The organism is Chamaesiphon sp. OTE_8_metabat_110 (assembly GCF_031382685.1).
Classification (GTDB): domain Bacteria; phylum Cyanobacteriota; class Cyanobacteriia; order Cyanobacteriales; family Chamaesiphonaceae; genus Chamaesiphon.
The window spans coordinates 1-12,777 of record NZ_JANMZA010000443.1 but is presented as its reverse complement, the minus strand read 5'-3'; the positions used below and the strand labels follow the sequence as shown (position 1 = coordinate 12,777).

At 45.0% G+C, this 12,777-nt stretch carries 11 protein-coding genes; 6 read left to right on the top strand and 5 right to left on the bottom strand.

Translation table 11 applies throughout. The annotated features are described in order from the left end of the window. Together RMO52_RS16230 and RMO52_RS16225 are read left to right on the top strand one after the other, a co-directional pair. Nucleotides 1–1,921: GH116 family glycosyl hydrolase (locus RMO52_RS16230; protein ID WP_310416173.1), on the top strand; the 1,921-nt coding region annotated here is incomplete at its 5' end. A gap of 161 nt (nt 1,922–2,082) precedes the next feature. Continuing rightward, a complete protein-coding gene (locus RMO52_RS16225; protein WP_310416170.1) occupies nt 2,083–2,982 on the top strand; it encodes a DUF4351 domain-containing protein in 900 nt (299 codons plus the stop codon). Nucleotides 2,983–3,106: 124 nt separating this feature from the next. Here RMO52_RS16225 and RMO52_RS16220 read toward each other — a convergent pair whose 3' ends face one another. Genes RMO52_RS16220 through RMO52_RS16210 form a run of 3 tightly spaced genes read right to left on the bottom strand, consistent with a single transcriptional unit; the run spans nt 3,107 to nt 4,649 of the window. Beyond that, on the bottom strand, nt 3,107–4,081 hold the full coding sequence (locus tag RMO52_RS16220) for a pentapeptide repeat-containing protein (protein WP_309743442.1): 975 nt from the start codon (nt 4,079–4,081) through the stop codon (nt 3,107–3,109). 38 nt (nt 4,082–4,119) lie between these two features. Continuing rightward, nucleotides 4,120–4,422, bottom strand: coding sequence for a type II toxin-antitoxin system RelE/ParE family toxin (locus RMO52_RS16215; RefSeq protein WP_310416165.1), 303 nt, complete (start codon nt 4,420–4,422; stop codon nt 4,120–4,122). Further along, on the bottom strand, nt 4,422–4,649 hold the full coding sequence (locus RMO52_RS16210; RefSeq protein ID WP_310416162.1) for an addiction module protein: 228 nt from the start codon (nt 4,647–4,649) through the stop codon (nt 4,422–4,424). The genes RMO52_RS16215 and RMO52_RS16210 overlap by 1 nt, the downstream gene beginning before the upstream one ends. A gap of 154 nt (nt 4,650–4,803) precedes the next feature. Between RMO52_RS16210 and RMO52_RS16205 the strand changes: the two genes are divergently transcribed. The 3 genes from RMO52_RS16205 (at nt 4,804) to RMO52_RS16195 (ending at nt 9,334) form a co-directional block, all read left to right on the top strand. After that, the gene (locus RMO52_RS16205; RefSeq protein WP_310416159.1) at nt 4,804–6,138 is read left to right on the top strand and encodes a leucine-rich repeat-containing protein kinase family protein; all 1,335 of its coding nucleotides are present in this window, start codon (nt 4,804–4,806) and stop codon (nt 6,136–6,138) included. A gap of 235 nt (nt 6,139–6,373) precedes the next feature. Then, a complete protein-coding gene (locus RMO52_RS16200) occupies nt 6,374–7,819 on the top strand; it encodes a folate/biopterin family MFS transporter (RefSeq protein WP_309743433.1) in 1,446 nt (481 codons plus the stop codon). Between the two features lie 33 nt (nt 7,820–7,852). Beyond that, nucleotides 7,853–9,334, top strand: a complete 1,482-nt coding sequence (locus RMO52_RS16195) for a carotenoid oxygenase family protein (protein WP_309743431.1) — start codon at nt 7,853–7,855, stop codon at nt 9,332–9,334. A gap of 119 nt (nt 9,335–9,453) precedes the next feature. Here RMO52_RS16195 and RMO52_RS16190 read toward each other — a convergent pair whose 3' ends face one another. Together RMO52_RS16190 and RMO52_RS16185 are read right to left on the bottom strand one after the other, a co-directional pair. Beyond that, nucleotides 9,454–9,912 carry a single-stranded DNA-binding protein gene (locus tag RMO52_RS16190; protein WP_309743429.1) on the bottom strand — a complete coding sequence of 153 codons (459 nt, stop codon included), beginning with the start codon at nt 9,910–9,912 and terminating at the stop codon, nt 9,454–9,456. Between the two features lie 331 nt (nt 9,913–10,243). Then, entirely contained in the window at nt 10,244–11,170 is a 927-nt protein-coding gene (locus tag RMO52_RS16185; protein ID WP_310416156.1) for a hypothetical protein, read from the bottom strand. 602 nt (nt 11,171–11,772) lie between these two features. Here RMO52_RS16185 and RMO52_RS16180 point away from each other — a divergent pair. Further along, nucleotides 11,773–12,459, top strand: coding sequence for a TerC family protein (locus RMO52_RS16180; protein WP_396135023.1), 687 nt, complete (start codon nt 11,773–11,775; stop codon nt 12,457–12,459). Nucleotides 12,460–12,777: the final 318 nt, after the last annotated feature.

Sequence of the window (12,777 nt, the reverse complement as noted above, 5' to 3'; positions counted from 1 at the left end):
ACCGATTACTCTGAGTATCATGCTCACCTGGGAAAATACTGTCGGTTGGTTTGCCAATACTAGTCCGTCAAGTAAAGTTGAGATTCGCGACGATGGTAGCCCGGTATATGACTATCAACCGCGCATCGGCGAAAGTGAAGGCAATTATAATCAGTGGATTGTCGATAATTATCGCGTTGGTTGTCTATTAGATAAAGCACATAAATCTGACGTACCTAGTGAGGGTGAAGGGCAATGGTCGATCGCGAGTATTGCCAATCCCAGCATTGAAGTATTTTATCATTCCCGCTGGAATCCGATCGGGGATGGTGGTGAGATTTGGGATAGTTTTGCCGCCGATGGTTCGCTCCCAGATATCGACGATGAAAGTGAGGCAAAATCGGGTGAAAGAATTGCCGCAGCGATAACTATTCGGTTCACAGTCAAACCCGGACAAACGAAAAAAATACCGTTTATTCTCGCTTGGGATTTCCCGATTACTGAATTTGGTAAAGGCGTAAATTATTATCGCCGCTATACAGATTTCTTCGGTCGATCGGGTGAAAATAGTTGGGCGATGGTGCGGACGGCTCTCAAACATTCCGATACTTGGCAAGAGCAAATAATTAACTGGCAACAACCAATTCTAGATCGATCGGATCTCCCCGATTGGTTCAAGATGGCGTTATTTAATGAGCTATATTTACTCACCGATGGCGGTACATTATGGTCTGCTGCTGACGATCGCGATCCGGTCGGTCAATTTGGAGTATTAGAATGCTTAGATTATCGGTGGTATGAAAGTTTAGATGTCCGCTTATATGGCTCCTTTTCTGTACTCTTACTCTGGCCAAAATTAGAGAAATCAATCCTCATTGCCTTCGCCAGAGCGATCCATACCGAAGATACTAATAAACGCCTGATTGGTTACTATGTCCAAACCGCATTCGGCTACGAAGATCGACCTCAAAATGTCGATCGCGATGCGATGATGGCACCCCGAAAAATGCTCCATGCCACCCCCCACGATCTCGGCGCACCTAACGAACATCCCTGGGAAAAGACGAATTATACTTGTTATCAAGATTGCAATCTGTGGAAAGATTTGGGCAGCGATTTTGTCTTACAAGTTTATCGCGCCTATGTATTTACAGGTAAAAAAGATCTTGAATTTCTCGCCGAATGCTGGAGTGCGATCGTCGATACATTAGCCTACCTCAAACAATTCGATCTCGACAATGATGGGATGATCGAAAACTCCGGCGCACCCGATCAAACTTTCGACGATTGGCGACTCCAAGGAATCAGTGCCTATTGTGGCGGATTATGGTTAGCAGCATTAGAAGCAGCAGTCTCGATCGGGAATATTCTCACCCAACAATACCACGGCGAACTATCACATAAACCCGCCGAAATCATCCCTCAATATCAAGCCTGGTTAGATGCAGCCAAACCCATCTATCAACAGCAACTCTGGAATGGAAGTTTCTACCGCATCGATACCGAAAGCGGCTCCGAAGTAGTCATGGCAGATCAATTATGCGGTCAATTCTACGCCAAACTCCTCAAACTAGACGACATCGTGCCCCTAGATTGCGCCAAAACTGCCCTAGAAACCGTCTATCAATCTTGTTTTCTCAATTTCCAAGGCGGTAAATTTGGAGCCGCCAACGGGGTCAAAATCGACGGCTCACCATCGAATCCCAAAGATACCCATCCTCTCGAAGTATGGACGGGAATTAACTTCGGAATAGCTGCCTTTTTAGTCCAAATGGGAATGCGGGATGAAGCGTTGAAATTAACCGAGACAATTGTCGAGCAAGTATATACTAACGGGCTGCAATTTATAACCCCCGAAGCAATTACTTCCGCTGGCACTTTTCTCGCTAGTCACTATCTTCGCGCGAAGGCAATTTGGGGAATTTATCATACTTTAACCTAAGTTGCTATCTAGACTCAAAGTGGTTGAAACCACTCCTCATGATACAAAGTCCGCCTACGCGGACTGACAAATTTAGTCCGCGTAGGCGGACTTTGCAGCAATAGCCACGATTTCAATCGTAGGCATTTTAGGTAGCACTTAGGCGAAAACTAGTTCCACGCATGACCCAATTTCCTCACGACCAATTCGCGAAAAACTTACTGGAGTCGCTGCTGGCTCCAGGCGGACAAGTAACAACCGCTCTCACTATCGATAGTGAAGTAAGAGAGATCGATGTCTACTTTAACCCTAATAACGATCCTACCAGAATCTCCGACCTCGGACTCCTCGCTCGATGTGCGGCGCAACCCGCCGTATTTGAACCATTCCGAAACCCCGTCAGCACCGCCGAGATTCGGAGTTGTATGTCCAAACTTTACGATTTGCATCGAGAAACAGTTCGACAAGCTAAAAAAGATGGACGCAAGCTTACCGATGCCGAACTTCCGATCCTGTGGATTCTCACCCCCACATTAGCCGCACCAACATTAACGGGTTTTGGTGCTATAAATGAAGTAAGTTGGGGAGATGGGGTGTACTTATTGCCACCATTGCAGAAGACGGGGATTATCGTTATTCACCAATTACCATCGATTCCAGACACATTATGGTTTCGGTTATTGGGCAAAGGTAAAGTCCAACAACAGGCAATCTCCGAAGTAGCTGGCTTAACTGTCGATAGTCCATATCGTACATATGCGCTCAAGCTATTTGGAAACCTCAGAATCATTTTAGAAGCCCAAAAAAGTCGCAAAACAGAAGATCAGGAGCTGATTATGCAATTATCACCTTTATATCTAGCCGAGATCCAAGCAGCCGAAGATCGGGGTAGAAAACTTGGCGAACGCCGAGAAGAAACTTTGATTTTGCGTCAACTGAATCGTCGAATTGGAGATGTATCACTACAGATTCAGGAACAGATCAAATCCCTACCTTTAGAAAGACTAGAAGATCTAGGTGAGGCTCTGTTAGACTTTGCTGGAATGGAAGATTTAACCGCTTGGCTAGATACTAACGGTTAACTAATCTAGTACTATCTGACTTGCGATATCTCTAACCAGATTATGAGCATCTTGACTTAATCTTTGCAGATACTCGATCGATGTTGACGGATTACACGCGATCGCCAATCGATCGATACTTGATTCAGGAGTTTGGCAATACTTGTTGTAATACGTGTACTATATTACTAAGATTGGCACTCTGTTGGAAATAATGTTGAACATCAGAATCGTTAAATTGCAGTTGTTGGCGATATTCTTCAATCTGGATTTTAAGTTGTTTTTCATACAGTATTTGAAATTTTGCTTCAATTTCTGCTCTATCGAGCGTCTTAAATATATTTAGACGAATTACAAAGTTGCCATCACTTCGTTTTTCAATAGCACAAACGTCTAATTGATTTTTCCCACCTGTAGCTTTTGATTTTAAAGATGTATTAATTTTTTGAAATACAATAGAAAAAGATTTCCAGTCTATCCCATCTGAAAAGATTAAATCTAAGGTTTCAACGGTCTGTTGAAAGAAACGGGCAAAGCATCCAGCTTCAAAGTTACCATCAATGGGGTAACGTTTCTGTTGGTTGTTTTTTAGGTAAACGTAGTTACAGATAATTTTATCTAGATTAGTATATTTGTTAATATTCCAATTTTCTAGACAGGCTCCGGTAAAGATTGCGCTTGTAAAGTTAGTGCCTAGAGCCTGAGTACTATTAAGATTAGCATTAGTGAGATTAGTATGACTAAAATCTGCATTATCAAGTTTAGTTTCAGTCAGATTGGCATAAATTAGTTTAGAGTGAGTAAGCTTGGTATCTTCTAATTGACTTCTGCTAAGATCTACTTTGCTCAGATTTGCACCATTCAGATAACTATGACTGAGATTTACATTTCTGAGATTAGCATTACTAAGATTTGCACCACTAAGATTAGCTCGATTAAGGTAAGTATTACTCAGATTTGCACCACTAAGATTAGCATTCCTGAAATCAATACGACTGAGGTAACGATCGCTCAAATCTACACCTCTAAGATCGGGAGCAAATTTAAATTGTTGCTCTCTCCATAGATTCCATTCTGCAACACCTCGCTGAAGGATATTTAAGGGACTTGTATTAGACATAACATACCAATATCGATTCCATTCTTATGCTTTCAGATCTAATCTGTGTTGATTCTCCGGTTTTTCCAATAATTTGGTTCGCGACTATAGTGCATGATGGCTAAGATAAGGATTTCATCTTCTTCGACTGTGTACAGGATGCCGTATGGAAATTTTCGAGTCATACATCGACGGACATCTTCATCGATAGTTTGGTAGCTGGTAGGCGATTCGCGAATTCGATAGATGGTGTTTTCTACTGCATCAATAAATGCTTGTGCCAATTGTGTCCGATTTTGGGCATAGTACTGAACCGCTTCTGCGTATTCAGTGAGGGCGGCTGGATGAAGGACATATTTCATTATTCCAAGAGCTGTCTGACTCGATCTAGAGCGTCCTGTCCGTCAATTGCTTGGACGGTACCATTGAGAATCTCATCGCGGCGTTGCTTGGCGGTATTCGTCCAGGTTGTTTGGATGGCTGGATCGACATCGAATTCCAAGCTTTGCACTAGTTCTTCAGCAAGTTTTGCTCTAGAGGCACTGGGTAATAATAAGGCTGCTTGTGTGAGTTGTTCGGCGGACAACATAAAACTATTTCATAGCTGACATTATTACTAGTTTAACGTAATGCACCAATGGTCAATGCCCAACTTCGACTTACTCAAAACTTGCTACAATCGCTACGGGGTTCTGAGCCGAAATTTTTCGATCGCTTTTCACAGATCTAAATATTAGTAACACATGGAAACGATCGACTTGCTGCGCTCTGGTAAATTGCAGGGGATTAAACGGCTGGATTTAGCGGCGGGTTTAACGGAATTCCCGATCGAGATTTTCGACTTGGCAGATTCTCTGGAAATATTGAACCTGTCTGATAATCGTTTACGCTCCTTACCTGCAGATCTGGGACGCTTACATAAGCTCAAAATTATCTTTCTGAGTAACAATGATTTTGAGGAGGTTCCTGAAGTATTGGCAGATTGTCCGAGCCTGTCGATGGTGGGTTTCAAATCTAACAAAATTAGGGTGCTGGGCGAGAATGCCTTACCGCTGGGTGTTAGGTGGTTGATCCTGACTGATAACCAGTTGGAGCAATTACCCAAATCGATCGGGAGACTTGAAAAGCTGCAAAAATTGATGTTAGCTGGAAATCAATTGCGATCGCTACCGGATGAGATGGCGGCTTGTCAGAATTTGGAGCTGATTAGATTGGCGGCAAATCGATTGGAGTATTTGCCAAGCTGGTTATTTAGCCTGCCTCGGCTGTCGTGGTTGGCTTATGCTGGCAATCCGTGTTGTACGGCTAATTTATCGTCAACTGTACCCAGCATTCCGTGTGCAGATTTGACTCTCGCGGATACCTTGGGTGAGGGTGCTTCGGGGATTATTTCTCAGGGTGTGTGGCAATCGCCAGGACAAGCACCGACTGATGTGGCGATCAAGATTTTCAAAGGGGCGATGACGAGTGATGGTACGCCAGCGGATGAAATGAATGCTTGTCTGGCTGCTGGCGGGCATCCACATTTGGTCGGCGCATTGGGTAAAATTGGTGGGTTGCCTGACAATCGATCGGGTTTGATACTATCATTAATTTCGCCTGATTATCAAAATTTGGGCAACCCGCCGAGCTTGGATAGCTGTACTAGAGATACTTATGCTACGGGGACATCTTTTAGCGTAGCGGCAATTTTGCGGATCGCGATCGGGATTTGTTCAGCAGCGGCACATTTGCACGCTCAGGGTATCATGCACGGCGATTTATACGCTCACAATATCCTAGTGAATAGAGGAGACTATCATAGTTTGTTAGGGGACTTTGGGGCGGCTTCTAGCTACGATCTCAACGATTCGATCGTGGGTGCAGCATTAGAAAGATTGGAGGTAAGAGCATTTGGTTGTTTACTCGAAGATTTGCTCGATCGCGCTCAGGTGCCAGAGGCTGATGGGCAAAAGTTGGCACTTGATAAATTAGATAAGTTACGGCAAGATTGTTTGCAGCCAATTCCCGCCAAGAGACCTTTATTTAGAGAGATCGATTTAATTTTAGATATTCGGTGCGTTAAGCTTGAGCGATAATACACCCTACATTCATACAAATCACCTAGTCCGCGTAGCGATAACGATCGCCATTCCTTCCGACCACCGTGAATCCGGCGTTGACCTCGGAATTTACCACTGTCTTGATGCGCTGTCTTGTCGTTTTACAACAATGACATCTCTCGCCCTAGTTCAACAAATTGGTGTGCTTCCCCGATTGCTTTGTGAAGATGAGTTAACATAGAGCTTAGATATCGCGTAACATTTATTAACAATGCTAACCGAGCGTTCCGAGTCATCAGCAGAAGATCCGCCAAATTCGATACTTACCAAGATTCTGTTCGGACACCAACCGAGTCCCGAACTGTTGGCAATCCTGATGGTATATGCCGTCCAGGGTATTTTGGGTATCTCCAGATTGGCGGTAAGCTTTTTCCTCAAAGACGAATTAGCATTATCGCCAGCCGAAGTCGCGGCGTTGATGGGCATAGCTGCCCTCCCGTGGGTAATTAAACCCGTGTTTGGCTTTATTTCCGATGGTTTGCCTATTTTTGGATATCGGCGGCGACCATACCTGATTTTATCGGGGTTGCTCGGTGTCGGGGCATGGTTGAGTTTGGCAAATCTCGTCCATACCGCTGCTGCGGCGACAATTGCGATCTCGATTACCTCATTGTCGGTAGCATTTAGCGACGTGATTGTCGATTCCCTGATTGTCGAACGCGCCAGAGATGAATCTGTCGGTAAGGCTGGTTCTTTGCAAGCTTTATGTTGGGGCGCGTCAGCCGTTGGCGGACTATTAACTGCTTATTTTAGCGGCTTGCTCCTCCAGCACTTTAGTACCCGCACTGTGTTTGCATTTACGGCAGCTTTTCCGCTGCTAGTGTCAGCAGCAGCGCTGTGGATTGCCGAAACACCGATTACCATCACTGATGGCAATCGCCAGACGATAGTCAAAGAGCAAATGCAGCAATTGTGGCAAGCATTGACTCAAAAAGCGATCTGGATGCCAACACTATTCCTATTTATCTGGCAATGTACGCCGACAGCCGATTCAGCATTTTTCTACTTCAGCACCAATGAGTTGGGCTTTACACCCGAATTTCTGGGACGAGTGCGACTGGTAACTAGTTTGGCATCATTACTCGGAGTCTGGTTATTCCAACGCTTTTTAAAAACCATCCCGTTTCGGCAAATCTTTATTTGGACGACCTTATTTTCATCCATATTGGGTTTGACAGCACTACTACTGGTTACTCATACTAATCGATCGCTCGGCATCGACGACCACTGGTTTGCACTGGGTGATAGCTTGATCCTGACAGTGATGGGGCAATTAACTTTTATGCCCGTACTGGTATTAGCGGCTAGATTATGTCCGCCCGGAATTGAAGCGACGTTATTTGCCTTGCTGATGTCAGTGCTGAATTTATCTGGACTAGTCTCCAAAGAAGGTGGTGCGATCCTCACCCACATCCTCGGCATTACTGATACTAACTTTGATAAATTATGGTTATTGGTCTTAATCGCTAACATTGGCAGTATGCTCCCCTTGACCTTCATCAACCTGCTACCAAATGATGAGCCAGAACTAGCCCCAGCAAATCTCAGAGCGATTCCACCTGGAAGTGCCGAGCATCAACAAGCAGGCGTTATCGGCGATCGATCTTTTATCCCCGATCTGTTACCAGAACTGCTCGAAACGAATTCAGAAAGCTAATTCCTAAATTCAATATTTTCTCCTCCACATCCCATGAAAACCCAAGCTACCGAACGTCCATATAATTTAGCGCAATGGAAACAAGGATATCGCTCGCAAAAGCAAGAATATGATTATCAAATAACTGAAATTGAAGGACAAATCCCCCCCGAATTAACCGGGACTTTATTCCGAAATGGGCCGGGATTATTAGATATCAATGATGAATCCGTCCGTCATCCTTTCGATGGCGATGGGATGATTTGTCGGATTACATTTAAAGATGGTAAAGCTCACTTTCGCAATCGCTTCGTCAAAACAGAGGCATATGTAGCCGAACAATCTGCTGGTAAATTTCTCTATCGTGGTGTCTTTGGTACCCAAAAAGCTGGTGGCTGGTTGAATAACGCTTTTGATGTCAACCTCAAGAATATTGCCAATACCCAAGTCGTCTACTGGGGTGGTAAATTACTCGCGCTGTGGGAAGCAGCCGAACCCCATCGATTAGACCCCAAAACTTTAGACACATTAGGAATAGAATATCTCAATAATACCCTCAAACCTGGCGATCCCTTTGCCGCGCATCCACTATTCGATCCCAAACAAGAGCGGATGGTGAACTTTGGATTAAAAGCGGGCAAATTTGATACTACTGGACTGCTAACAGGGATTACCATCTACGAACTAGATCTCGATGGTAAAGTTGTCGTCGAGCATTCGCATACCATTCCTGGCTTTGCTTTCATTCATGACTTTGCGATTACGCCCAACTACTGCATCTTCTTCCAAAATCCCGTTGGCTTCAATCCTTTTCCCTTCCTGTTTGGACTAAAAGGTGCGGGTGAATGTGTTAAGTTCCAACCCGAAAAACCCACAAAAATCATCGTCATTCCCCGCAATCCGCACAGTGGTGAAAAAATGCGGACGCTGGAAACTAAATCGGGTTTTGTCTTCCACCATGCCAATGCCTTCGAGCAAAATGGTAAGATCTCGATCGATTCAATTGCTTATGCAACTTTTCCCGAAGTCGAACCCGACAAAGACTTCCGCGAGATCGATTTTGGGACGCTCACCCCAGGACAATTTTGGCGATTTGAATTAGATCTAGCAACCAATCGTGCTACTAGTCACCTTGTCGAACCCCGCTGTTGTGAATTCCCCACCATTAACCCCGCCAACGTTGGCAATCCCTATCGCTACGTCTATCTCGGTGCCGCTCAAACCCTCGACGGCAACGCACCCCTTCAAAGCATCCTCAAATTGGATCGCGAAACTGGCGCACAACAGTTATGGACGGCAGCCCCAACCGGATATGTCAACGAACCCGTGTTCGTACAGCGTCCTGGTGGCACTCAGGAGGACGATGGCTGGCTGATTTTGATGATTTATGATGGGAAGAAGGATCGATCTGCTGTAGTCATCCTCGACGCCGCAGATCTCACCAAAGGAGCAGTCGCGACTTTACATCTGACTCATCATATTCCCTACGGCTTGCATGGTAGTTGGACGGATGAGGTGTTTATCGATTCGCTGTAAAGTCGATCGATAAGACGATCTCTTTTAAGAGTGCGCTTAGATCGAAAAGATCTCCGACTTTTTAGAAAAGTCGGGGATCTAGCAGCACAGAGACAATTGCTAAACTGCCAAAGAATTGATTAGAAAGGAATTTTGTCGAGATCGTCTGCATCGAATGCTGGTGGTTCTTCAGCACGAGGCGCGGCTGTGGTAGTCGCTCTAGTACTGGCTGGGGGAGAACTGGGGGCGACAGATGCCGATGCACCCATTGGTGCGGTAGGAGTATCTACAGCCGTAATTCGATAGATGCGGCTGGCAACTAATTTGGCACGTTTCTCCTTATAGCCATCCCGCTCCATTGTCGTCATTTCTAGACGACCCTCGATCGTCACGCGATCGCCGATTTTATAATTTTCCTTGATTTCTGTTGCCAAATTGCCCCAGCCGACAACTTCAATTGTCGGGTGTCGCTCCTCGGGACGGCTACCCGGTGGCGGCGAAAACTGAACGAACATGTCAGCTACCGCCATCTGGTTATCAGCAGTGTAGCGTAGCTCGGGATTTTTGATAATCTCCGCCATTAAAATGCAGCTATTCATAGGTTAGGTAATAAGTAAAGTTGAGGAAAACTGACATCCACTGTGGATGCTGCCCCGCCTAGAAATTGCACCAAGCAATCGCTAAGTTATAGATTTAGTTTTGCTTTAATATTTTAGTGCATAAACACTAGTTTGTAACTATAATTACTAAGCTATGTGAACTCGATCGATTTCTACTCGAATACATCTATGGAGATCGTTCTAAATGTATCTAAAACCTAGTAGATTAAAGCAAAATAGACATGAGACGATCGCTCATGCCTATTTTGCTGCTTGGTAGGATCGATCGCCAGCAGTATACAATGACGATCGAGATAATTAGGCAAAAATGCTATTCTGCATCGTTAGCATCAACGATGAGTCGCTGTTTGCGCTTGAGCAACATCCGGGCACCAAAACAAACGCCTAAAAAGGCAAACCCTCCCATCGCACTTGGTTCGGGCACTGCCGTTGCAGAGATGGTTGATGCGGCACCCCCGATCGAAGAATTAGAGCCATCTAGCAATACTACAATACCGCTGACTTGTTTATCGAAAGCACCTACTCCGGTAGCGATATCGATCGTAATCTGATTTTTATTGGTAGTATACCCCCGCAAGACACCACCATCTAACGTCAATCCCGAAACGAAGTTGAAGCCAGTGCCAGCACCAATTGTTCTCGTCGTACCAGTTAAGGAAATCGATAACAACTGAGCATTATTATTTCCTGATACAGCCAGGAACTCGCCAGTGCTGGGATTGAAAACAAGGTCGCTACTATCACCGTTAGTTGCGTTACCGTTACCAAATGCTGTGGGTGCCAACGCACCAAGGTTGCTAATTAATGAGGCAGTACCAGTGGTAGTGCTAATACTATAAAAGCCAGGGTTCCCCACGCCGATGGAGCTACTACGTCCCCCAAGTCCATATAGATTATTGTTGTTATCAAAGGCTAGACCGTTAATGCCAGTTACGCCTAAGTCACCTACGATTGCTTGAGTATCCGTTCCTGCATTAAGTCGGTATAATTGATCGTAGGTAACGCCATACAACTGATTAGCTGCATTCAATGCAATGTCAGTCAACTGTAATGCACTCGAACTGTAACGAGTATAGGCCCCGGTGGCTGGATCTACTGTACCAACTTCGGTAGTGTTCCCCGGTGGGCGAAAAGTGTTCACAAAAGATACCGCATGAGCAGGAGCTGCTCCAGCTAGAGCAAACAGCGTTAGTCCGCCACACATCAGATATTTAACTTGCTTTTTTACTTCGATCATTTGAATAATCCTTAAAGATAAGTGGCGCGATCCAATGTTGGTGAGGAGTTTAGCGAACGTGCTAAATGTGTTTTTTGAAAGTAAATCACCTAGATACTATATTTCTTCGTCATTTTTGTTAATACGACTAAATACGCAATTTAAAAAAATATATCGATCTAAAACAGTACTTTTCTCTATTGCTAATTTACTCAAAATCGGCGTTTGCTCGAACAATTTGAGCCAGATCGCGATCGATAAAACCTCAAACCTTGTGAGTGCAGCAATCTGGATCTTGAATTGTCAAGGATTAATTAAAACGTGATAAATATTACAATCGATCGATCGATTGCTAAATAATTTCGGCACTAGCTTGTTAATATCAGGTCGAGTAGATTAGCAATTTTCTGCTAGTTCTGACAATTTCGCAGACTGATCAAATCAAGAGCGCGGCGATCGATCTTTGGAGCGGTGCGATGATGGCGATCGGGTAAAAGAGGGTAAGAGCAGCTAAGTTTGGTAAAATGATAGTGGCGCGATCCCACCGATACAGCTTAAAATTTTCAGGTGTCGCTGCTAGCTGAAAATTACCATTACACTATCCAATCCTCTTTACTTCATCGATGATAGACAAACCGATCGAGTTACCAATAGATATTGGTATGTCTACACCAATCTTGTTGCTAGTGCTAGTCGCGCTAGAAGCTGTACTATCAGCCGATAATGCGATCGCCCTCGCCTCCATTTCTCAAGGCTTGGTTGACGAAAAACTCCGTCCCAAAGCCCTAAATCTCGGTCTGCTCTTTGCCTATATCCTCCGGATGACACTAATCGTCGCTGCTACTTGGGTAGTGCGTTACTGGCAATTTCAGGTGTTGGGGGCTGCTTATCTACTGTGGTTGGTATTTAAGTACTTTACAGCGGGTAAAGATGAGGATGGGGAACCACTACGTCCTCAATACACTTCGCTGTGGCAAGTGATTCCGATTATTGCTATTACCGATTTGGCGTTTTCGCTCGATAGCGTAGCCACCGCGATCGCGGTATCAACCGATACTTGGTTGGTGATTGCTGGCGCGACGATCGGCATTATTTTACTCCGGTTTATGGCAGACTTATTTATCCGCTGGTTGGGAGAATACACCCATCTTGAAGACGCTGGTTATGTTGCCGTTGGGTTGGTGGGAGTTAAGCTGCTAGTTCGCGCACTCTATCCCGATTTGGAGATTCCCGAACAAATCACGATCGCGCTAGTGGCAATTATTTTTACCTGGGGATTCTCACAACGCAAGGAATCAGCCCAAGAGTAACCATTAGCTGTGGTATTTAGTGACGATCGAATTCAGTGAGTACCATCTCCACGATCGCAGATGTCTGGGGATCGACATCGAATATCGACCCCATTCATTACCCTACCTTGTGTACACAAGTCGGCTGGGCTTCGTTTTCGCTGGGTTTACCCCCCCAACCCCCCCTTATAAAGGGGGGGCTTTCGCTCCCTCCCCTTTATAAGGGGAGGGCTGGGGCGATGCACTGAGCTTGCCGAAGTGTGGGGTAGAGGGGCTATGCAGCAACTTTAACAGACTTGTGTATACACAGATTCATTACCTTTTACCCCTCACCCCTAG